Source organism: Denitratisoma sp. DHT3 (assembly GCF_007833355.1).
Classification (GTDB): Bacteria; Pseudomonadota; Gammaproteobacteria; order Burkholderiales; family Rhodocyclaceae; genus Denitratisoma.
Genome location: NZ_CP020914.1, coordinates 1,332,872 through 1,353,529 on the forward strand (window position 1 = coordinate 1,332,872; position 20,658 = coordinate 1,353,529).

At 64.7% G+C, this 20,658-nt stretch carries 18 protein-coding genes and 1 pseudogene; 8 read left to right on the forward strand and 11 right to left on the reverse strand.

What is annotated here, in order from left to right:
* Positions 1-86: 86 nt before the first annotated feature.
* Together B9N43_RS06005 and tsaE are read right to left on the reverse strand one after the other, a co-directional pair.
* A complete protein-coding gene (locus tag B9N43_RS06005; RefSeq protein ID WP_145841406.1) occupies positions 87-1,433 on the reverse strand; it encodes an N-acetylmuramoyl-L-alanine amidase in 1,347 nt (448 codons plus the stop codon).
* Positions 1,355-1,897, reverse strand: coding sequence for a tRNA (adenosine(37)-N6)-threonylcarbamoyltransferase complex ATPase subunit type 1 TsaE (tsaE, locus tag B9N43_RS06010; RefSeq protein ID WP_145841407.1), 543 nt, complete (start codon positions 1,895-1,897; stop codon positions 1,355-1,357). The genes B9N43_RS06005 and tsaE overlap by 79 nt, the downstream gene beginning before the upstream one ends.
* Between tsaE and queG the strand changes: the two genes are divergently transcribed.
* Positions 1,880-2,965: a tRNA epoxyqueuosine(34) reductase QueG gene (gene queG / locus B9N43_RS06015; protein WP_261379399.1), complete on the forward strand. Its 1,086-nt coding sequence runs from the start codon at positions 1,880-1,882 to the stop codon at positions 2,963-2,965. The two genes, tsaE and queG, sit on opposite strands and share 18 nt — an antisense overlap.
* Here the strand turns inward: queG and B9N43_RS06020 are convergent.
* The 3 genes from B9N43_RS06020 to B9N43_RS06030 are packed head-to-tail and all read right to left on the reverse strand — an operon-like array spanning position 2,962 to position 5,365.
* Positions 2,962-3,306, reverse strand: coding sequence for an STAS/SEC14 domain-containing protein (locus B9N43_RS06020; protein WP_145841409.1), 345 nt, complete (start codon positions 3,304-3,306; stop codon positions 2,962-2,964). The two genes, queG and B9N43_RS06020, sit on opposite strands and share 4 nt — an antisense overlap.
* A 45-nt stretch (positions 3,307-3,351) precedes the next feature.
* A complete protein-coding gene (locus B9N43_RS06025) occupies positions 3,352-4,209 on the reverse strand; it encodes a DMT family transporter (RefSeq protein WP_145841410.1) in 858 nt (285 codons plus the stop codon).
* A 49-nt stretch (positions 4,210-4,258) separates the two neighbouring features.
* Positions 4,259-5,365, reverse strand: coding sequence for an aromatic ring-hydroxylating oxygenase subunit alpha (locus B9N43_RS06030; RefSeq protein WP_145841411.1), 1,107 nt, complete (start codon positions 5,363-5,365; stop codon positions 4,259-4,261).
* A 141-nt stretch (positions 5,366-5,506) separates the two neighbouring features.
* Between B9N43_RS06030 and B9N43_RS06035 the strand changes: the two genes are divergently transcribed.
* The 6 genes from B9N43_RS06035 to B9N43_RS06060 all read left to right on the forward strand — a co-directional run bounded on the left by B9N43_RS06035 (position 5,507) and on the right by B9N43_RS06060 (position 12,304).
* Complete coding sequence (locus B9N43_RS06035; protein ID WP_145841412.1) at positions 5,507-5,755, forward strand: exodeoxyribonuclease VII small subunit; 249 nt, start codon at positions 5,507-5,509, stop codon at positions 5,753-5,755.
* Between the two features lie 5 nt (positions 5,756-5,760).
* On the forward strand, positions 5,761-6,639 hold the full coding sequence (locus B9N43_RS06040) for a polyprenyl synthetase family protein (protein WP_145841413.1): 879 nt from the start codon (positions 5,761-5,763) through the stop codon (positions 6,637-6,639).
* Complete coding sequence (gene dxs, locus B9N43_RS06045) at positions 6,639-8,501, forward strand: 1-deoxy-D-xylulose-5-phosphate synthase (RefSeq protein ID WP_222428822.1); 1,863 nt, start codon at positions 6,639-6,641, stop codon at positions 8,499-8,501. Before B9N43_RS06040 ends, dxs begins: the two co-directional genes overlap by 1 nt.
* A 121-nt stretch (positions 8,502-8,622) precedes the next feature.
* Entirely contained in the window at positions 8,623-9,426 is an 804-nt protein-coding gene (gene folE2, locus B9N43_RS06050) for a GTP cyclohydrolase FolE2 (protein ID WP_145841415.1), read from the forward strand.
* Positions 9,427-9,492: 66 nt separating this feature from the next.
* On the forward strand, positions 9,493-11,049 hold the full coding sequence (locus B9N43_RS06055; RefSeq protein WP_145841416.1) for an MBL fold metallo-hydrolase: 1,557 nt from the start codon (positions 9,493-9,495) through the stop codon (positions 11,047-11,049).
* A gap of 82 nt (positions 11,050-11,131) precedes the next feature.
* Positions 11,132-12,304: a sensor domain-containing diguanylate cyclase gene (locus B9N43_RS06060; protein WP_145841417.1), complete on the forward strand. Its 1,173-nt coding sequence runs from the start codon at positions 11,132-11,134 to the stop codon at positions 12,302-12,304.
* A 62-nt stretch (positions 12,305-12,366) separates the two neighbouring features.
* Here the strand turns inward: B9N43_RS06060 and B9N43_RS06065 are convergent, their stop codons facing one another.
* Together B9N43_RS06065 and B9N43_RS06070 are read right to left on the reverse strand one after the other, a co-directional pair.
* The gene (locus B9N43_RS06065; protein WP_145841418.1) at positions 12,367-13,257 is read right to left on the reverse strand and encodes an MBL fold metallo-hydrolase; all 891 of its coding nucleotides are present in this window, start codon (positions 13,255-13,257) and stop codon (positions 12,367-12,369) included.
* Positions 13,254-14,087: an HDOD domain-containing protein gene (locus B9N43_RS06070; RefSeq protein WP_261379401.1), complete on the reverse strand. Its 834-nt coding sequence runs from the start codon at positions 14,085-14,087 to the stop codon at positions 13,254-13,256. The genes B9N43_RS06065 and B9N43_RS06070 overlap by 4 nt, the downstream gene beginning before the upstream one ends.
* 186 nt (positions 14,088-14,273) lie before the next feature.
* Between B9N43_RS06070 and cobA the strand changes: the two are divergent.
* Positions 14,274-15,011, forward strand: a pseudogene (cobA, locus tag B9N43_RS06075) (uroporphyrinogen-III C-methyltransferase); the annotation flags it as partial.
* Here the strand turns inward: cobA and B9N43_RS06080 are convergent.
* The 4 genes from B9N43_RS06080 to nuoL all read right to left on the reverse strand — a co-directional run bounded on the left by B9N43_RS06080 (position 15,008) and on the right by nuoL (position 20,656).
* Positions 15,008-15,583 carry an NUDIX domain-containing protein gene (locus B9N43_RS06080; RefSeq protein ID WP_145841420.1) on the reverse strand — a complete coding sequence of 192 codons (576 nt, stop codon included), beginning with the start codon at positions 15,581-15,583 and terminating at the stop codon, positions 15,008-15,010. The pseudogene cobA and the gene B9N43_RS06080 sit on opposite strands and share 4 nt — an antisense overlap.
* Before the next feature lie 72 nt (positions 15,584-15,655).
* A complete protein-coding gene (nuoN, locus tag B9N43_RS06085) occupies positions 15,656-17,131 on the reverse strand; it encodes an NADH-quinone oxidoreductase subunit NuoN (RefSeq protein ID WP_145841421.1) in 1,476 nt (491 codons plus the stop codon).
* 17 nt (positions 17,132-17,148) lie between these two features.
* A complete protein-coding gene (locus tag B9N43_RS06090; protein ID WP_145841422.1) occupies positions 17,149-18,624 on the reverse strand; it encodes an NADH-quinone oxidoreductase subunit M in 1,476 nt (491 codons plus the stop codon).
* Between the two features lie 16 nt (positions 18,625-18,640).
* Positions 18,641-20,656: an NADH-quinone oxidoreductase subunit L gene (gene nuoL / locus B9N43_RS06095; protein WP_145841423.1), complete on the reverse strand. Its 2,016-nt coding sequence runs from the start codon at positions 20,654-20,656 to the stop codon at positions 18,641-18,643.
* Positions 20,657-20,658 lie beyond the last annotated feature (2 nt).

A 20,658-nucleotide genomic window follows, 5' to 3' on the forward strand; every position in this document is an offset into this window, starting at 1 on the left:
CGCTGGATGCCGGAAAAAGCGGCGATTATAGCAAGCCGGCCCGCCGGGTCTTCAGCGGGGGCGACCGGGGAACACCATTCTGCGCCTCAGTCCAGCCGCGCCAGCTTGGACTTGGCCAGGGGCGGATTCTTCGCGAAGTAGCGCTTGATGCCGCGCAGGATGGCGTCGGCCATCTGGTCCTGGTAGGCGTCGTCCACCAGGCGCTTTTCCTCTTCCGGATTGGAGATGAAGGCCGTTTCCACCAGGATGGAGGGAATGTCCGGCGCCTTCAGCACCGCGAAACCGGCCTGCTCCACCTGGCCCTTGTGCAGGGTGTTGATGCGCCCCAGCTCGCCCAGCACGTCCTTGCCCAGCTTGAGGCTGTCGTTGATGGTGGCGGTCTGCGACAGGTCCAGCAGCGTGCGGGCCAGGAAGGGATCGCGCACGTCGATGTTCACCCCGCCGATCAGATCGGCGTCGTTTTCCTTTTTCGCCAGCCAGCGCGCCGCGGAGGAAGAGGCGCCGTGGTCGGACAGCACGAACACGCTGGAGCCCCGCGCGGTGGGGTTGATGAAGGCGTCGGCGTGGATGGAGACGAACAGGTCGGCCTGCACCCGCCGCGCCTTGTTGACCCGCTGGTGCAGCGGAATGAAGTAGTCGCCGTCGCGGGTCAGCGCCGAACGCATGTTCGCCTCGGCGTCGATCCTGGCCTTCAGGCGCCTGGCCACCGACAGGGTGACGTTCTTTTCATAACTGCCGCCCCGTCCCACGGCGCCGGGGTCCTCGCCGCCGTGGCCGGGGTCGAGCATGATGGTGACCAGGCGGGAAATCTCCGCCTTGCCGCCGCGTCCCGATTTTTCCGGCGCGGGCGCCAGACGCGCCGGCGCTTCGGCCTTGCCATCCAGCGGCGCGGTGGACAACTGAGTCTCGGACTTCAGCGATTGCTCGCTGCGCGGCTTCTCCAGCAGCGCCATCAAGGGATCGTCCACCTCGACGGCGGGATACAGGTCGAGCACCAGCCGATGGCCGTATTCGCCCACCGGCTTCAGGGTGAACACCTGGGGCTTGACCTCGGTCTTGAGTTCGATCACCAGCCGCACCACGCCCGGCTTGTTGCGACCGGCGCGGATCAGCCGGATGTAGGGGTCGGTTTCGGAAATCTTGCCCGGCAGGCCCTGCAGGATGGCGTTGAACTCCACGTCTTCCAGATCCACCACCAGTCGCTCGGGACTCTTCACCAGCAGATGGTTGAATTTGATCGGCCGATCGTATTCCAGCGTGATGCGGGTGTAGTCCCGCGCCGGCCAGACCCGCACGCCCATGGCGCTGGCCGAGCCATTCACGGCGGCCCGCCCCAGGGGCGTGACCAGCAGGGTCAGGCTGGCGGCGGCGAACTGGAGGACGTCGCGGCGCGAGAGCCCGCGAGTGGCGAATTCGTCAGGCCGGCCAGACATTGGCGCCCCCGCTCCGAGCCCGCCGCGAGACAGGCGCGACGCCCCTCCCCTGCCAGATCCAGCATGACGCGCAGGTCGGCAGCGGGCAGATATGGGCCGGCCTTGTCCGGCCATTCGACCAGACAGACCCCATTGCCGGCGAAGTATTCGTCAAGCCCCGCATCCAGATACTCTTCAGGCTGATTGAGTCGATAAAAATCAAAGTGATACAAGTTTAATCCAGAAACCTCATGAACTTCAACCAGGGTATAGGTGGGACTTTTCACCCGCCCCGGATAGCCCAGTGCACGCAGCAGGCCGCGCACCAGCGTGGTCTTGCCGGCGCCCAGGTCGCCCTCCAGATAGATCAGCAACCCCGCGGCGAGGGCGGACGTCAGCACGGACGCCAGCGCCGCGCCAAGCGCGAGAGTGGCGTTTTCGTCGGGAAGATCCAGTTCGAGACAGTTATGATCGGCATCATGCATGACTGGAACTCATTGATAGAGGAGATCGGCACCTGGGCACGGGAGCTGGGTTTCGCGGCGATCGGCGTCAGCAGCGCGGACCTCGGCACGGCCGAGGCGGGGCTGTCCGCCTGGCTCGACGCCGGCTGCCACGGCGAAATGGATTATATGGCCAGCCACGGTCTGAAACGGGCTCGGCCGGCGGAACTGCTGCCCGGCACCCGCAGCGTGATCACCGCGCGGATGGACTACCTGCCCGCCGCCGCCGATGCCGCCGCCAACCTGGCCGATGGCCGCCGCGCCTACGTTTCCCGCTACGCCCTGGGGCGCGACTACCACAAGCTGCTGCGCAACCGCCTGCAAAAGCTGGCCGACCGGATCGCCGACCGGGTCGGCCCCTTCGGCTATCGCGCCTTCACCGACTCGGCGCCGGTGCTGGAAGTCGAACTGGCGATCCGCAGCGGCCTGGGCTGGCGCGGCAAGCACACCCTGCTGCTGAACCGCGAAGCCGGCTCGCACTTCTTCCTGGGCGAAATCTTCACCGACCTGCCGCTGCCGCCCACGGCCCCGCCGGCGGGCACCACCGCCGCAGCGCACTGCGGCACCTGCCGCGCCTGCATCGACGCCTGCCCCACCGGCGCCATCGTCGCCCCCTACCGCCTGGATGCGCGGCGCTGCATTTCCTACCTGACCATCGAACTCAAGGGCGCCATCCCCATCGAGCTGCGGCCCCTGATCGGCAACCGGATCTACGGCTGCGACGACTGCCAGCTGTATTGCCCCTGGAATCGCTTCGCCCCCCTCACCCACGAACAGGACTTCGCCGTGCGCCACGGCCTGGACCAGGCCACCCTGGTGGAGCTCTTCGCCTGGAGCGAGGCGGAATTCAACGAACGCCTGGCCGGTTCGCCGATCCGCCGCATCGGCCACGAGCGCTGGCTGCGCAACATCGCCGTCGCCCTCGGCAACGCCCCGCCGGACGCTGTCCTGCAAGCCGCTCTCCGCACCCGCGCCGACGATCCCTCGCCGCTGGTGCGCGAGCACGTCGCCTGGGCGCTGGCGCGGCAGGCATCGACTGAGCCGGCTTAGGCGGCCAGCCAGGCCTGCGCTTCCGCCAGGTTGTCGAACACCCGCAGATCGGCTTTGACGAAGGCCTGGTTGATCCAGGCGCTCCAGGTGACCCACTGGCTGTCGGTGACCACCGCGATGCGGTTGAAGTCGCCGGCGTGGGCGCGGGAAAACTTGATGTCCTCCCAGGCCATGTCGATGGTGAAATCGACCATCTGGCTGAAGTCCAGCAGCAGGTCGACGTGGCCACCGAACTTGATCTTGTACTCAACCAGTTCCTCCAGCTCCTTGAAATCGGCCAGGGAAAACTCGCCCAGCACGGCGATGGAGACCCGATTGTCCTGATGGTCGATGGTGATCATCCTGCGTCCTTCCTATGTTTTCGGTGTATGGATTCGGCACTCATTCTAGTCGGGTTCCACGGGGCGGCCGTGGGCCAGCAGGGTGGCGCCGACGCCGCTCGCGATCACCGTCGCCATGCCGAGCCAGGACAGCGTGGGCAGCACCTCGTCCCAGAGCAGGAGCCCGAACAGGCTGGAGAAGACCACCGCGCTGTAGGCCAGGTTGGCGGTCATCAGGGTCTTGCCGCGCCGATAGGCCACGGTCAGGCATAGTTGGCCGCCCGCGCCGAAGACGCCGACGCCGAGCAGGATCAGGCCACCGACGCCGTCGACGGCATGGAACCGTTCGCCCGACAGCACCCAGAGCAGGCCGACGACGCTGGAGATCAGCAGGAAGTAGAACACCGTGCGCCATTCGGGTTCGCCCAATTGCCCCAGATGGCGCAGATTGAAGAACGCGGCGCCGGCGCCGATACCCGATCCCAGGCCGATCAGCGCACCCAGCCATTGCTCGCCCGCGAAGGTCGGCCGCAACAGCAGCACCACGCCGACGAAGCCCAGCAGGAGGGTCAGCACCAGGGCCGGGCGCACCGGTTCCCGGCTCCACAACATCAGCATCAGGGCCAGGAACAGGGGCGAGGTGTAATTCAGGGTCATCGCCGTGGCCAGCGGCAGCACGGCGATCGCCTCGAACAGCAGCATCATCGACACCACGCCCACCACGCCGCGGTTCAGGTGCGCGCGGCCGTGGGGCGTCGCCAGGGGCAGGCGCCGCAGCCGGACATAGGCCGCCAGCAGCAGCAGGGCGATGAAGCTGCGATAGAACACCAGCTCCGCCGTGGAAAAGAAAGGGGCGCCGAGCTTGACGCAGACCCCCATGCAGGAAAACCACAGGCTGGCAAGCAGAATCCAGAGTGATTGCATGGCGGAAAGCGGCACCGGCGCCGGGCCGGTGCGAATATCGGGGAAACGGTTAGAGGTGCGGCGCCATCAGGCGGCGGTAGAACTCGTGGAAGTGCTGCATGCCGTCCTCCATGGGCGACTGGTAGGGTCCCACTTCGTTGCGCCCCTGCCGCAGCAGGGCATGGCGTCCCCGGTCCATGCGTTCGCCGATGTCGTCGTCCTCGATGGCGGTCTCCATGTAGGCGGCCTGCTCGGCCTCGATGAATTCGCGCTCGAATTCGGCGATCTCCTCCGGGTAGTAGAACTCGACCACGTTCAGGGTCTTGTTCACGTCCTGCGGAATCAGCGTGGATACCACCAATACATGGGGATACCACTCGACCATGATGTTGGGGTAGTAGGTCAGCCACACGGCGCCCTGTCGCGGCGTCTCGCCCCGGGCGGCGTAGAACTCCCGCACGGCCGTCTGCCAGCGGCCGTAGACCGGCGAACCCGCCTTGAGCAGGGAGGTGATGCCCACCTTCTGCACCGAATACCAGTCGCCGAACTGCCAGGTCAGATCATCGCAGGTGACGAAGTTGCCCAGCCCCGGGTGGTAGGGCGCCACGTGGTAGTCCTCCAGATAGACCTCGATGAAGGTCTTCCAGTTGTAGTTGCACTCGTGCAGTTCGACCCGGTCCAGCTTGTAGCCGGAAAAATCGAACTCCGCGGCCACCCGCATCCCGGCCAGATCGGCGTTGGCCGAGCGGGATCCCTTGAAGAGCAGGCCGTGCCAGTTCTCCAGCTTCTGCTTGTGCAGGTTCAGGCAGGGATTGGCCGGAAAGTGCGGCGCGCCGATCAGTTCCCCGGCGGTGTCGTAGGTCCAGCGGTGGACCGGGCAGACGATGTTCTGCGCATTGCCGCTGCCTTGCAGCATGATGGCCTGCCGATGGCGGCAGACATTCGACATGTCGTAGATGCCGTCGGGCTGGCGCACCAGCATGCGGCCGTGGTCCAGCCACTCCGCACTGCGGTAGTCATGGACGTTGGGCACCATCAGTTCATGCCCCGCGTAGCCGGGACCGGCATCGAAGATCAGTTTTTTCTCCAGTTCGAAGATCTTTTCGTCGAAATACCAGGCGACGGGCAACTGGGAAACGGCAGGGTCGAGCTGCCTCTTGACCGCGATGTTGGACATGGACTCCCAACCTCCAAGAGAAGAACCCGGAAACGGGGTGGGTTTACCCCTGCAAAAGGGGGCGCGAAGTATAGCCAATTTGACCGGAGGGCGCACCTTGAGCTATTTTTGCACCCTTTAGCCCGACGCCGGTCGAATAACGTGGCTGCCCCATCCTCCGCAAGCGCCCCCTCCCCCGCCAGTTTTGAAGCCGCCCTGTCCGAACTGGAAGGTCTGGTCCAGTCCATGGAACATGGCGACATGGCTCTGGAAGCCTCTCTCGCCGCCTATCAGCGAGGCATGGACTTGCTCAAATACTGCCAGAATCAGTTGGCCGCCGCGGAACAGAGAATCCAAATTCTCGACAACGGCGAGTTGGCGAGTTTTTCCGCGCCCACGGAAGATCGGTAATTTCGATGGATTTTTCTGCCTGGATGTCCGCCGTCCAGCAGCGGACCGAGTCCGCGCTGGAGCGACTGTTGCCCGCCGCGTCCCTGGAACCGGCCCGGCTCCATGAAGCCATGCGCTATTCCACGCTGGGCGGCGGCAAGCGCGTGCGCCCCCTGCTCTGCCACGGCGCGGGAGAGATCGCCGGCGCGGCGCCGGACCTGCTCGATGCGGCGGCCTGCGCGGTGGAAATGATCCATGTCTACTCGCTGGTGCACGACGACATGCCCTGCATGGACGACGACGTGCTGCGCCGGGGCAAGCCCACCTGCCACGTTGAGTTCGACGAGGCCACGGCGCTGCTGGTGGGGGACGCCCTGCAGTCCCTGGCCTTCCAGACGCTGGCCGAAGCCGCGCTGCCCGCTCCGCGGCTGGCGGACATGCTGCGGTTGCTGGCCCATGCCGCCGGCTCCCGCGGCATGGCGGGCGGACAGGCGATCGACCTGGCGGCCACCGGCCGTGCCCTGAGCCTGGAAGAACTTGAGTTCATGCACATCCACAAGACCGGCGCGCTGATCCGCGCGGCGGTGCTGCTGGGCGCCCGCTGCGGCAATGCCGACGAAGCGGCGCAGCAGGGACTGACCCAGTTCGCCAACCGGGTGGGCCTGCTGTTCCAGGTGGTGGACGACATCCTGGATGCCGAGGCCAGCACCGCCACCCTGGGCAAGACCGCCGGCAAGGATGCCGCCAACAACAAACCCACCTACGTCAGCCTGCTGGGAATCGTCCAGGCCAAGCAAAAGGCCGCCGAACTGCGCGCCGAGGCTCATCACCACCTGTCCCCCTTTGGTGATCGGGCCCGACGCCTCCACGAACTGACCGACTACATCGTCGAACGCACATTCTGATGTTTCCCCTGCTCGAATCCATCAACTCGCCCGCCGATCTGCGCCAGCTGGAGCAGGCCCAACTCCACACGCTGGCCGGGGAAATCCGCGCATTCCTGCTGGAATCGGTGTCCAAGACCGGCGGCCATCTCTCTTCCAACCTGGGCACGGTGGAACTGACCATCGCCCTGCACCATGTCTTCGATACGCCGGAGGACCGCCTGGTCTGGGACGTGGGCCACCAGACCTACGCCCACAAGATCCTCACCGGCCGCCGCGCGGGCATGGCGCGGCTGCGCATGAAGGACGGCATTTCCGGCTTTCCGCGCCGCTGCGAGAGCGAATACGACACCTTCGGCGTCGGCCATTCATCCACCTCCATCTCCGCCGCCCTGGGCATGGCGGTGGCGGCCCGGGCCAAGGGCGATGACCGGCACGTGGTGGCGATCATCGGCGACGGCGCGATGTCCGCCGGCCAGGCCTTCGAGGCGCTCAACAACGCCGGGGTGATCGACGCCAACCTGCTGGTCATCCTCAACGACAACGACATGTCCATCTCGCCTCCGGTGGGCGCGCTCAACAAGCACCTGGCGCGGCTGCTCTCGGGGCGCACCTTCAACGCCGCGCGCCGGGCCGGGGAGCGGGTGCTGAAGAACATCCCCTCGGTGCTCGAATTCGCCAACCGGGTCGAGGAGCACGTCAAGGGCCTGATCACGCCGGGCACGCTGTTCGAGGAAATGGGCTTCAACTACATCGGTCCAATCGACGGCCACGACCTGGACGCCCTGGTGCCGACGCTGCAGAACCTGCGCAATCTGAAGGGCCCGCAGTTCCTCCACGTGGTGACCAAGAAGGGCCAGGGCTACAAGCTGGCCGAGGACGACCCGGTGCTGTATCACGGCGTCTCCAAGTTCGACACCGCCAACGGCATTCAGGGCGCCACGGGCGGCGGCAGCGGCAAGGGTGGCAGCAAGCAGACCTACACCCAGGTCTTCGGCGACTGGCTGTGCGACATGGCGCGGGAAGACGGCCGGCTCATGGGCGTCACCCCCGCGATGCGCGAAGGCTCGGGTCTGGTGCGCTTCGCCGAGGAGTATCCGGACCGGTATTTCGACGTCGGCATCGCCGAGCAGCATGCCCTGACCTTCGCCGCCGGCCTCGCCTGCGAGGGGCTGAAGCCCGTGGTGGCGATCTATTCGACCTTCCTGCAGCGCGCCTACGACCAGCTGGTGCATGACGTCGCCCTGCAGGACCTGCCGGTGATGCTGGCGATCGACCGCGGCGGCCTGGTGGGCGCCGACGGCGCCACCCACAACGGCGCCTTCGATCTGTCGTTCCTGACCTGCATTCCGAACATGCTGGTGATGGCGCCCAGCGACGAAAACGAATGCCGCCGGATGCTGACCACCGCCTATCGCCACGAGGGTCCCAGCGCCGTGCGCTATCCCCGCGGCAGCGGCCCCGGCGCCGCGCTGGAGACCGCATTGACGCCCCTGCCCGTCGGCAAGGGGGAAATCCGCCGCCGCGGCAAGGGGGTGGCGCTGCTGGCCTTCGGCGCGATGCTGGGGCCGGCGCTGCGGGCCGCCGAGGAACTGGATGCGACGGTGGTCAACATGCGCTTCATCAAGCCCCTGGACGAAGCCCTGGTGCGGGAACTGGCGGCGAGCCACGACCTCTTGGCGACCATCGAGGAAAACACCATCATAGGCGGCGCCGGCGCGGAAGTGGCGCGCTGCCTGGAGGCGCTGCCAACATCGCCCCGGCTGCTGCGGCTGGGCCTGCCCGACCAGTTCATCGATCACGGCGACTCGGCGCTGCTGCTGGCGGAACTGGGCCTCGACGCGGCGGGCATCGTGCGCCAGGTGCGTGCCCATGGCGGGTAGACCCATCGCCGATAATAGTTGAGTGTTTTTGTTGGATATAATAAGCTGCTGGCTGAAAACAGAGTGTGCCGCGGGACGGCGCGCCAAACACCCCCCAGCATCGGACTAGGAAGACATCTTCATGCACAGCCGCAACACCCACGCCATACCGGACGTCCAGAATTTCGCGGATTCGCGGGAACTCCCCATCAACAAGGTGGGGATCAAATCCATCCGCCACCCCGTCAAGGTGCTCGACAAGAGCGAGGGCATCCAGCACACGGTGGCCACCTTCAACATGTACGTCGGCCTGCCCCATAACTTCAAGGGCACCCACATGTCGCGCTTCGTGGAGATTCTGAACTCCCAGGAACGGGAGATTTCGGTCGAGAACTTCGAGTCGATGCTGCGCGACATGGTGCAGAAACTGGAAGCGGAAACCGGCCACGTCGAAATGACCTTCCCCTACTTCATCCGCAAGGAGGCGCCGATTTCCGGCGTCGCCAGCCTGATGGACTACGAAGTCACCTTCATCGGCGAAATCCTGGCCGAGGGCCGCTATCGGCAATCCATCAAGGTGCTGGTGCCGACCACCAGCCTGTGCCCCTGCTCGAAGAAGATTTCCGAGCGCGGCGCCCACAACCAGCGCTCCCACGTCACCATCACCGCCACCACCAATGCCCTGGTCTGGATCGAGGAACTGGTGCGCATGGCCGAGGATCAGGCCTCCTGCGAATTGTTCGGACTGTTGAAGCGTCCCGACGAAAAGTACGTCACCGAGCGTGCCTATGACAATCCCAAGTTCGTCGAGGACCTGGTACGGGACGTGGCGGCGGCCCTCAATGCGGAACCCCGCATCGACGCCTATGTGATCGAGGCGGAGAACTTCGAGTCGATCCACAACCATTCGGCCTATGCGCTGATCGAGCACGACAAGCAGCAATAAACCCACCGGACGGGCCCCCGCAGCGACGGGGGCCGTCATCTGATTCCACAGCCAGGCACGCCCGTCATGAATCAGCCCGCTCCCGTCATCAAGCCGGCCGCCACCGTGATCCTCGCCCGCGACACCGAGCACGGGCTGGAAGTGTTCATGATGCGGCGGACCCAGAAAGCGGCATTTGCCGCCGATGCCTACGTTTTTCCGGGCGGCGCCCTCGACGCGGAGGATCACGATCCATTCTGGAACCAGCCGGAATACGGCCTGGACAGCGCGGAGGCGAACCGCATCCTGAAGGTCGATGGCGGAGGCCTGGGCTACTGGATTGCGGCGATCAGGGAATGTTTCGAGGAATCGGGTCTGCTGTTGGCGCGCGACAGCGGCGGGCGGATGCTCGACCTGGATACGCCCGCCCTGGCCGCCGAATACGATGGTCTGCGCCAGCGCCTCAATGGCGGCGACCTGAAATTCATCGATCTGTGCCAGCAGCGCCAGTTGCATCCGGCCCTCGACCATCTGGCCTACCTGAGCCGCTGGGTCACCCCTCCCGATGCGCCACGCCGTTTCGACACGCGCTTTTTTGTCGCGGTCGGCCCCACGGCGCAGACCGCCTCGCATGACAATCAGGAAACCGTGGATCACCTGTGGATCTCGCCCCATGAGGCGCTGATCGGCCAAGGCCAGGGCAAGATGATGATGGTCTATCCCACCATCGCCACCCTCCAGATGCTGGCGCTCTTCCCCAATACCGACGCGCTGATGGCCTACGTCCGCGCCAATGGCGGCGCCGAGCGTACCAGCGACATTTCCTATTTCGTCCCCCACCCGCTCTCGTGCCGCATACGCCGCCTCACCGCCAACAACGCGGGCGTCATGACCGGGCCGGGCACCAACACCTACCTGGTCGGTGGCAACGACGACATCACAGTGATCGATCCGGGCCCGGACATCGACTTTCATGTCGACAACATCGTGACCCGTGCCGGTGGCACGATCCGCCGCATCCTGGTGACCCATACCCACCCCGATCACTCCCCTGCCGCGGCGCGCCTCAAGGCCCGGACGGGAGCCGAAGTGCTGGGCATGGCGGCGCCGGCGGGCGGCTATCAGGACCGGACCTTCCAGCCCGACCGGCTGCTGCGCCATGGCGAGCGCATCCCCGTCGGCGACGCCACGCTGCGGGTGATCCACACGCCGGGACATGCGTCCAATCACCTCTGCTATCTGCTGGAAGAGGAAGGCGCCCTGTTCACCGGCGACCACATCATGCAAGGCTCGACGGTGGTGATCTCCCCCCCGGACGGCGACATGGGGGATTACCTGGCTTCCCTGAATCTGCTGCTGCAGGAGGATCTCCGCCGCATCCTGCCGGCCCACGGGCTGGTGATCGAGGACCCCGCGGCGGCCATTCGCGGCCTGATCACCCACCGCCTGCAGCGCGAAGCCAAGGTGCTTGGCGCCCTGGAGGCCGGCGGCGCCACGCTCGATCAGTTGCTGCCGCGGGTCTACGATGACGTACCGGCGGTGCTCCATGGTCAGGCCCGTCAATCGTTGCTGGCCCACCTGCAGAAACTCGCGGCCGAGGGACGGGCCAGGGAATCGACCGCAGCCGAATGGGTGCTGACCTGAGTTTTCCGATTTAGATTAATAACCATGTTGTCATGATACTTTTCGGCTATGATGCAGCCGAACCGGTAAGCGCGCCCGCATCATGCTGAATTCGCAGTTATCCCGCCTCTGGCTCAAGGTCTGGGCCGTTGCCTTCACGGAGATGAGTAGCCAGGAGATATCCTGGCTGCTGCGCCCAGGGGGGCATATCTCGCTGCTGTCCTCCCGCCGCAGCGGCATGATCATCTCGCGGGTGCGACTGATCGCCCTGCTGTTCGCCGTCCTCACGCCACTTTGGAGCCTGCTCGACATCTGGGCCTTTCCGCCCGAAACATGGCACGGCCTGGTGGCGATGCGGCTATTCTCGACCATCGCCTTTGCCGCGCTGGTAATCGCCCTGCGTCGTTCCAACGGCATGGTCCATGCCTATCGGGCGATGGGTTTCCTGCTCGCGGTCCCGACGACCTTCTTCCTGTTTTCCTATCTGCACATGGCCCAGTTCAATCTGAGCGGGTTGCAGGAAGCGTTCGCCGTCGGCTACGCCTACCTCCCTTTCGTCATGCTGGCGGGCCTTTCGGTCTTCCCATTGACGGCCGCCGAGAGCCTGGGATTCGCCGCACCGATGCTGCTGGCGCAAATCGCCGCGGCCGGCTTCAACCTGCCCATCCTGCATTGGCCCACCTTTGCCGCCTCCTTCTGGCTGCTGATGCTGATCACCGCGGTTTCCGTGCTGGCCGGGCTTTCCCAACTGGCCTTCATGATCGTGCTGGTGCGGGAAGCCATGCGCGACAGGATGACGGGCTGCTTCTCCCACACCAGCGGCGAGGAGCTGCTGGAGCTGCAATTCATCATCTCCACCCGCAGCGGAACGCCTCTTTCCCTGGTGTTCATCGACCTTGACCATTTCAAGCAGATCAACGACCAGTATGGCCATGAAGCCGGCGACCGGATCCTGACCAAAGCGGCGGAGTCCATCCGCGGTTGCCTGCGCACCGGAGACATTCTGGTGCGCTGGGGAGGCGAAGAGTTCGTGCTGATCATGCCCAATACCGATGCGGTTCAGGCCACCATCGCCATGGAGCGGGTACGCGGTATCGGCCTGGGCGACCGCCCGGACGGGACGCCGGTCACGGCCAGCATCGGGATTGCCGAGCGCACGACCGACACCGTCGGGCAATGGCGGGAGCTGGTGGAAAAAGCGGACTCGCGCATGTATGAAGCCAAGCATGGCGGAAGGAACCGTGTGGTTGGTCCCACAGCCATGGAAACCCACTGAGCTCGCCTCCATATCCAGTCTCGGCCTCCGCATGGGCGAGGTTGAATTGCATCCGGCGCCCGCTACGGATCGATTTCCAGGCCCTCGTAGGCCAGCAGGATCTCGGGGTCATCGGCTTGGGCCGGATGGCGGTCAAGGAACTCGCCAAACACCTGTTCCAGGCTGTCGTCGGAGCGCGTCGGCTCGTGGTGGGTACATACCAGCCGCTTGACTCCCGTGCGCCGCGCCAGCGCGATCGCATAGTCGAAAGTGGAATGTCCCCAGCCACGCTTGGATGTCCGGTACTCGCTCTCGGTGTAGGAACAGTCGAGCACCAGCACATCCACCCCGCGAATGACGTCGTCCATCGCCTGCTGCTTCTCGTCCACCATGGCCTGATACTCGGCGTAACCTTCGTCGCCCGGCTCATAGATGTTGTACCACGGCTCATGGTCGCCGCTGAAGAAGAACGACTTGCCGTTGCAGTCGATGCGGTAGCCGAAATCGATGACCGGGTGGTTGAGCAGAGTGCTGGTCACCCGGGCGTCGCCCACCACGACGGTCTCACCGATACCCAGCGTGCGGTATTCAATGCCGGCCTTGAGCTCGGCTTCGCGGATCGGGAAGTAGCTGTACTGCATCTGCACATCCATCGCCTGGTCGATCCCCTGGCCGCTGACGATGTCGAAGGCGCCGTAGATGCGAATCTGGTTCCCCGGAATGAAGAATGGCGTGAAGAACGGCAGGCCGTGGATGTGGTCCCAATGGGTATGGGTGATGAAAATATGCGGCGATACCGGCAAGCGGCTCAACAGCGACTGAGCGAGGGGGAAGATGCCGCTGCCGGCGTCGAGGATGATCAGCTCGTCATCATCGGTGCGCACCTCGATGCAGGTGGTGTTTCCCCCGTAGCGCAAGGTGGAGGCGCCCGGTACCGGGATCGAACCACGCACGCCCCAGAATCGAACCTTCACTTCTCGCCGTCCACCGCCACGAAGGTGCGAGCCTCGGCGATGATTTTCTCGAAATCGCCGAGCGCCGCCACGACCTTCGCCAGATCGTCGCCGAAACGCCGGGGCGCCGCCGGCATCTGATTCTTCCGATCCACCGGAATATCGTCGCCCAGTTCGTTGCCCCGGCAGATCTGGTCGGCGACGCGCAGGCAATCCATCATCGCCGAAGGCTCCGCCTCCTCCTGATGATGGTCGTGGATGCAGCCCACCAGGTGCTCGGGAAACTGCCAGCGCTTGGCCAGCATCGCGCCGACCACGCCATGATCGGCGCCGATGATTTGCCGTTCCGCCTGGTACAGGGGGAACCGGCCGGCCATCGACGCCTCCAGGGCCTCGCGAAACTCGTCCGCCAGGAACTGGGCGAAAACCACCTTGCCGAAATCGTGAAGAAGGCCGGCCACGTAGCAGTCGCCGGGATCGGCCTCTCCCTTGGCATAGATGGCGCAAAGCTGGCGCGCCGTCGCCGCCGTGGCCAGGGAATGCACCAGATAGCGCTGGGTGTCGAAGCCCGCGGTGTTGGTCAGGGGCAGAATGCCCACCGCCGCGAAAGACAGGGAGAGGTTCTTGATCGTGTTGATGCCCAGGTAAACCACCGATTGGTTGATCGAAGTGATCTTGCTGGGCAAGCTGTAATAGGCCGAATTGATGACCTTGAGAATTTTCATGGTCATCACCGGATCCTTCTCGATGACGGCGACAAGTTCTCGCGGCAGACAGTTGATGTTGCGCGTCAACTCAAGCACTTTCTGCACACTGCGCGGAAAGGCCGGCATCTTGTCGACCGCGACCATCAGCCGCCGTTCGAGTTCTGGACTTATCTGGCTCACAGATCAAAAGGGACGTGGTAATTCTGTGCGATTATATGCCCTGTGCAGAAGTCATGACCGGTAGCGCTGCACACTGTCCGAACCCGGTCCGTCACTTGCAATGATTCAACCATGTCCAATACTGTTTCCGTTGCCGCACCTGCCAAGCCGGGTACCGTATACCTGATCGGCGCAGGCCCCGGCAACCCGGACCTGCTCACGTTGCGCGGCGCCAATTTGTTGCAGACGGCCGACGTGGTGGTTTATGACAATCTGGTATCCACCGCGGTTCTCGAGATGGCCCGCCCCGAGGCGGAACGGATATATGCCGGCAAGCAACGAGGCAACCATGCCCTGCCCCAGGATGAGCTGAATCTGCTGCTGGTCTCCCTGGCCAAAACCGGCAAGCGGGTGGTGCGCCTCAAGGGTGGCGACCCCTACATCTTCGGCCGGGGCGGCGAGGAGGCCGAAACGCTGGTCGAACATGGCATCCCGTTCGAAGTCGTGCCCGGCGTGACCGCCGCCGCCGGCGTGGCCTCCTATGCCGGAATCCCCCTCACCCACCGCGACTACTCCCACGCCTGCGTCTTCGTCACCGGCCATCTGCGCGACGGCACCATGAATCTGGACTGGAAGGCCCTGGCCCGCCCCGGCCAGACGGTGGTGATCTACATGGGTCTGCAGGGCCTGCCGGTTCTTTGCGCACAGATGATCGCCCACGGCCTGCCCCCGGAGTGGCCCGCGGCGATCGTGCAGCAGGGGACCACCAGCCATCAGCGCACGGTCTGCGGCACGCTCGGCACTCTGCCTCGCCTGGCCGTCGACTCCGGCCTGCGGGCGCCGACCCTGATCATCGTCGGCGAAGTGGTGAAACTGCGCGACAAGCTGGCCTGGTTCGAGAAGCGCTAGCCCGGCTGGCCCGGTAGCGGCCACTCGCCGGAAAACGTCTTGTCGGCCCAGAGCAGCGCGGTGATGGTCTTGGCATCGGTGATCTCGCCGTCCCGCACCGCGAGCAGCGCGTCGCCCAGGTTCAGTTCGGTCACCTCCAGATGTTCGCCGTGGTCGCGTTCGTGGCCGACATAGCTGAGGCCGTGGGCGAGGAAAATCTCGATGCGTTCGTCCGAGTAGCCGATGCAGGGATGCATGGTGCCCAGATGATGCCAACTGCGGGCCTTGTAGCCGGTTTCCTCGCGCAGTTCGCGGCGCGCGGTATCCAGGGGATGCTCGGCGGTATCGATCTTGCCCGCCGGCAGTTCCAGGAAGATGCGCCGCAGGGGGTAGCGGAATTGGCGCTCGAAGAGCAGCTTGCCATTGTCCAGCAGTGCCACGATGACCACCGCGCCGGGATGGGCGACCCATTCGCGCGTGGCTTCATGACCGTCCGGCAGGCGCACGCGATCGCGGTGCACCCGCAATAGCCGCCCGGAAAAGACTTCCTCGCTCGACAGTTCGGTTTCGATCAGGTCCGCGTCCTTCATCATCGCCTCACCAAAATAACTCGGGCGGCAACCGGGATGCGCGTCCCGGTGCCGCCCGTCATGTCCCGCCGAAGATCAGAGCGACCGCGCCAGTGCGTATTGGCAGATGCCGATCAGGGACTGCGGGAAGATGCCCAGCAAGGCCACCGCCAGACCGTTGGCGGAAAGCAGCAGGCGCACGTCCATCCCCGCCTGGATCGGCATCGCATTGGCCGGCGGCGCGTCGAAATACATGTATTTGACCACCCGCAGGTAGTAGAACGCACCCACCAGGGAGAGCAGCACGGCGAACACCGCGATGCTCATGTGGCCGGTGGCGATCACGATCGCCAGCACCGAGAACTTGGCGAAGAAACCGATGAAGAACGGAATCCCGGCCATCGAGAACATCAACACCAGCATCATCGCGGCGAACCAGGGACTGCGCTTGTTGAGCCCCTTGAAGTCCTCCAGTTCCTCGGACTCGAAACCGTTGCGCGACAGCAGCAGGATCATGCCGAAGGTGGCCAGGGACATCAGCACGTAGGCGGTGGTGTAGTACATGGCGGTGGTGTAGGCGGCGAAGGCCGGCGCGCGGTTGTCGCCGACCACGCCGCTGACCAGCGCCAGCAGCATGAAGCCCATGTGGGAGATCGCCGAATAGGCCAGCATGCGCTTCAGGTTGGTCTGGGCGATGGCGGCCAGGTTGCCCAGGGCGATGGACAGCACCGCCATGATCAGCAGCATCGACTGCCACTGCTGCGCCAGCTCGAACAGGCCATAGACCAGCAACCGCATGGCCAGCGCGTAGGCGGCGAACTTGGGTGCGGAACCGATGAACAGCGTGATCGCGGTGGGTGCGCCGTGATAGACGTCCGGAATCCACATATGGAACGGCACCACGCCGAGCTTGAAGCCGATGCCGGCGACCAGGAACACCAGGCCGAACACCAGCACCGTCTTGTTGCCCGCGCCGTTGTAGATCGACTGGGCGACGACGCCGACCTCCAGCGAGCCGGTGGCGCCATAGATCATGGACATGCCGTAGAGCAGCAGCCCGGAAGCCAGGGCGCCAAGAACGAAGTACTTCATCGCCGCCTCGGTGGCGCGCACCGAATCCCGATCGATGGCCACCAGTGCGTAGAGCGACAGCGACAGCAGCTCGATCCCCAGGTACATGGTGAGGAAGTGGGACGCCGAGATCATCACCATCATCCCCAGCGTGGCGAGCAGCACCAGCAGGTAGAACTCGCCCTTGTCCAGGTTGCGCACCGCCAGGTAGCTGCGGCTGTACACCAGCACCACGATCACGGCGAGGTAGGTGAACAGCTTGAGCAGATCACCCAGGGTGTCGTCGACGAACATGTTGCTGAAGGTCAGCACCGTCTGGTCGTTGGCGGTCAGCACGGTGATCGCGGCGCATCCCACCAGCGTCAGCACGGTCAGCAGGCCGACGATCCAGCGGCGCTGGCCGGCAACCAGGTCGACGAAGAGGATGATGCCCGCCATGATGAGCAGGAAAATTTCCGGCGCGGCCGGATAGAGATCAGGGGCGACAAAATTGTTCAACATGTATCTCTCGCGCGCCGTTACATCAGTTTGCTGACAGCCACGTGCTTCAGCAGATTATCCACTGAGGCATGCATGACGTCGGTGAAAGGGAAGGGATAGAGGCCCATGGCCAGCACACAGACGGCCAGGATGCCCAGCACCAGGAACTCCCGGGAATTGAGGTCTTCCAGATGGGCCACGTGGTCGTTGGCCACCGCGCCGAACACCACCCGTTTGTACATCCAGAGCGTGTAGGCGGCGCCGAGGATCAGCGTCGTGGCGGCGGCGAAACCGGTCCAGAAGTTGAACTTGATCGCGCCCAGCGCCACCATGAACTCGCCGACGAAGCCGGAGGTGGCGGGCAGGCCCGAGTTGGCCATGGCGAAGAGCATGAACAACGCGGCGAACTTGGGCATGGTATTCACCACGCCGCCGTAGTCGGCGATCTGCCGACTGTGCATGCGGTCGTACATGACGCCGATGCAAAGAAACATCGCAGCGGAGACGAAGCCGTGGGAAAGCATCTGCACCAGCGCGCCTTCGACGCCGAGCTGGTTGAAGATGAAGAAGCCCAGGGTGACGAAGCCCATGTGGGAAATCGAGGAATACGCCACCAGCTTCTTCATGTCGGACTGGGCCAGCGCCACGAAGCCGATGTAGATCACCGCGATCAGCGACAGCCCGATCATCATCGGCGCCAGGATGTGGGAGGCGTCGGGGACGATCGGCAGCGAGAACCGGACGAAACCGTAGGCGCCCAGCTTCAGGGCGATCGCCGCCAGAACCACGGAGCCGCCGGTCGGCGCCTCGACGTGGGCGTCGGGCAGCCAGGTATGGACCGGCCACATCGGCACCTTGACGGCGAAGGAAAGCAGGAAGGCGAGGAAGATCAGGATCTGGGGCGCCCGGTCGATCGGCAGCGCGTGCCAGTCGAGAATGCTGAAGCTGCCCGACTGCAGGAACAGGTAGATGAAGGCCAGCAGCATCAGCAGCGAGCCCAGCAGCGTGTAGAGGAAGAACTTGATCGCCGCGTAGACCCGGTTGGGGCCGCCCCAGATGCCGATGATCAGATACATCGGAATCAGGCTGGCCTCGAAGAAGACGTAGAACAGCACGGCGTCGAGGGCCGAGAAGATGCCGTTCATCAGGCCGGACATGATGAGGAAGGCGCCCATGTACTGGGCCTGTTTTTCCTCGATCACCTCCCAGCCGGCCAGCACCACCAGCACGGTGATGAAGCTGTTGAGCAGCACGAACAGCATCGAGATGCCATCCACGCCGAGGAAATACTGGATGCGGAACGGCCGGATCCACGGCGCCTGTTCGACGAACTGCATCCCGGCCTGGGCCGAGTCGAAGCCCAAATACAGGGGAAGTGTGACGACGAAGCCGGCCACGGCCACGAACAGCGCCAGCCAGCGGGCCAATGCCCGACGCTCGGATCCGACGGCGAACACCGCCAGCGCGCCGAGGATGGGCACCCAAATGGCCAGACTCAACAGGTGGGAACTCATCGCTTCCTATCTTTCCTCAAGCGCGGTTGAACCACAGCGTCAGCAGCACGAAGACGCCGATGATCATGGAAAAAGCATACTGATACAGGTGGCCGCTCTGGAACAGGCGCACCACCGAGGCGATCCAGCCCACCAGGCGGGCAGAGCCGTTGACCGCGATGCCGTCGATCAGCACCTGGTCGCCGGCCTTCCACAGGCCCTTGCCCACCAGCCGGGCGCCGGCGGCGAAGAACACCTCGGTGAACTTGTCGAAGTAGTACTTGTTTTCGAGCAGCACATGGACGGGGCGCAGGGCGCGGCCGATGGCGGCGGGAACGGCGGGATTGACCAGGTAGAAATACCAGGCCAGGAGCACGCCGGACATCGCCAGCACGAACGGCAGGGAAGTGAGCCCGTGCAGCGCCATCGCGACGGCGCCGTGGAATTCGTGGGTCAGTTCCTCCATCGCCGGGTGGCGCGCGGCATCGACCACCACCGCGCCGCCGAACCAGTCGCCATGCAGCATCGGCTGGATGGTCAGGAAACCGATGGCCACCGACGGAATCGCCAGCAGCACCAGCGGCAGCCAGACCACCCAGGGCGTCTCGTGGGGCTTCTGGCCTGGTGCAAGGCCGTGATGGTGATCGGCGGTGGCCTCCTCGTCATCATGGTCGCCGTGGTGGTCGTGATGACTCTTGCCGAAACGCTCCTCGCCGTGGAATACCAGGAAGTACATGCGGAAGGAGTAGAAGGCGGTGACGAACACGCCGATGATCACACAGGCGTAGGCATAGCCGGCGCCCGGCAGATGAGAGGCGTGAACCGCCTCGATGATCGAGTCCTTCGAGTAGAAGCCGGACAGGAAGGGGAAGCCGATCAGCGCCAGGGAGCCGAGCAGGGAGGTGATCCAGGTGATGGGCATGTACTTGGCGAGGCCACCCATGTTGCGCATGTCCTGGTCGTGGTGCATGCCGATGATCACCGAGCCGGCGCCGAGGAACAGCAGCGCCTTGAAGAAGGCGTGGGTCATCAGGTGGAACACCGCCACCGAGTAGGCCGACGCGCCCAGCGCCACGGTCATGTAGCCGAGCTGCGACAGGGTGGAATAGGCCACCACCCGCTTGATGTCGTTCTGCACGATGCCCAGGAAGCCCATGAACAGCGCCGTGGTGGCGCCGATCACCAGCACGAAGGACAAGGCGGTGTCGGACAGTTCGAACAGCGGGGACATGCGGGTGACCATGAAGATGCCGGCGGTCACCATGGTGGCGGCGTGGATCAGCGCCGAGATCGGCGTCGGACCTTCCATCGAGTCGGGCAGCCAGACATGCAGCGGCACCTGGGCCGACTTGCCCATCGCACCGATGAACAGGCAGATGCAGATCACGGTGATCAGCGACCAGTCGGTGCCCTGGAACATCAGTTGCGCCAGCTGTTCCTTCTTGGCGAACACCTCCGCGTAGTCCAGCGAGCCGGCATAGGCGGCGATCAAACCGATCCCCAGCAGGAAGCCGAAGTCGCCCACGCGGTTGACCAGGAAGGCCTTCAGGTTGGCGTAGATGGCCGTCGGGCGGGTGTACCAGAAGCCGATCAGCAGGTAGGACACCAGGCCGACCGCCTCCCAGCCGAAGAACAGCTGGACGAAGTTGTTGCTCATCACCAGCATCAGCATCGAGAAGGTGAACAGCGAGATGTAGCTGAAGAAGCGCTGGTAGCCCGGGTCTTCCGACATGTAGCCGATGGTGTAGATGTGCACCATCAGCGACACGAAGGTGACCACCAGCATCATCATCACGGTCAGCTTGTCGATCAGGAAGCCCACCTGGAGGGTGAGGCCGCCGGACTGGAGCCAGGTGTAGACCGCGCCGTTGAAGGTATGGCCGGCCTCCACGTCCTGATAGACGAACAGCGAAAGCACGAAGGCCACCGCCACGCCGAGAATGGTGACGGTGTGCGCGCCGGCGCGGCCGATGGTCTTGCCGAACAGTCCGGCGACGATGGCGCCGAACAGGGGCGCCAGGGGCACGAGCAGGTAGATCGTCTGCATATCCATGG

Bases quoted from the DNA above. Each gene is read 5' to 3' on its own strand.
- B9N43_RS06005 (WP_145841406.1), bottom strand. From the start codon at position 1,433: ATGTCTGGCCGGCCTGACGAATTCGCCACTCGCGGGCTCTCGCGCCGC.
- queG (WP_261379399.1), top strand. From the start codon at position 1,880: ATGATCGGCATCATGCATGACTGGAACTCATTGATAGAGGAGATCGGC.
- tsaE (WP_145841407.1), bottom strand. From the start codon at position 1,897: ATGCATGATGCCGATCATAACTGTCTCGAACTGGATCTTCCCGACGAA.
- B9N43_RS06020 (WP_145841409.1), bottom strand. From the start codon at position 3,306: ATGATCACCATCGACCATCAGGACAATCGGGTCTCCATCGCCGTGCTG.
- B9N43_RS06025 (WP_145841410.1), bottom strand. From the start codon at position 4,209: ATGCAATCACTCTGGATTCTGCTTGCCAGCCTGTGGTTTTCCTGCATG.
- B9N43_RS06030 (WP_145841411.1), bottom strand. From the start codon at position 5,365: ATGTCCAACATCGCGGTCAAGAGGCAGCTCGACCCTGCCGTTTCCCAG.
- B9N43_RS06040 (WP_145841413.1), top strand. From the start codon at position 5,761: ATGGATTTTTCTGCCTGGATGTCCGCCGTCCAGCAGCGGACCGAGTCC.
- dxs (WP_222428822.1), top strand. From the start codon at position 6,639: ATGTTTCCCCTGCTCGAATCCATCAACTCGCCCGCCGATCTGCGCCAG.
- folE2 (WP_145841415.1), top strand. From the start codon at position 8,623: ATGCACAGCCGCAACACCCACGCCATACCGGACGTCCAGAATTTCGCG.
- B9N43_RS06055 (WP_145841416.1), top strand. From the start codon at position 9,493: ATGAATCAGCCCGCTCCCGTCATCAAGCCGGCCGCCACCGTGATCCTC.
- B9N43_RS06060 (WP_145841417.1), top strand. From the start codon at position 11,132: ATGCTGAATTCGCAGTTATCCCGCCTCTGGCTCAAGGTCTGGGCCGTT.
- B9N43_RS06070 (WP_261379401.1), bottom strand. From the start codon at position 14,087: ATGGTCGCGGTCGACAAGATGCCGGCCTTTCCGCGCAGTGTGCAGAAA.
- B9N43_RS06080 (WP_145841420.1), bottom strand. From the start codon at position 15,583: ATGATGAAGGACGCGGACCTGATCGAAACCGAACTGTCGAGCGAGGAA.
- nuoN (WP_145841421.1), bottom strand. From the start codon at position 17,131: ATGTTGAACAATTTTGTCGCCCCTGATCTCTATCCGGCCGCGCCGGAA.
- B9N43_RS06090 (WP_145841422.1), bottom strand. From the start codon at position 18,624: ATGAGTTCCCACCTGTTGAGTCTGGCCATTTGGGTGCCCATCCTCGGC.
- nuoL (WP_145841423.1), bottom strand. From the start codon at position 20,656: ATGGATATGCAGACGATCTACCTGCTCGTGCCCCTGGCGCCCCTGTTC.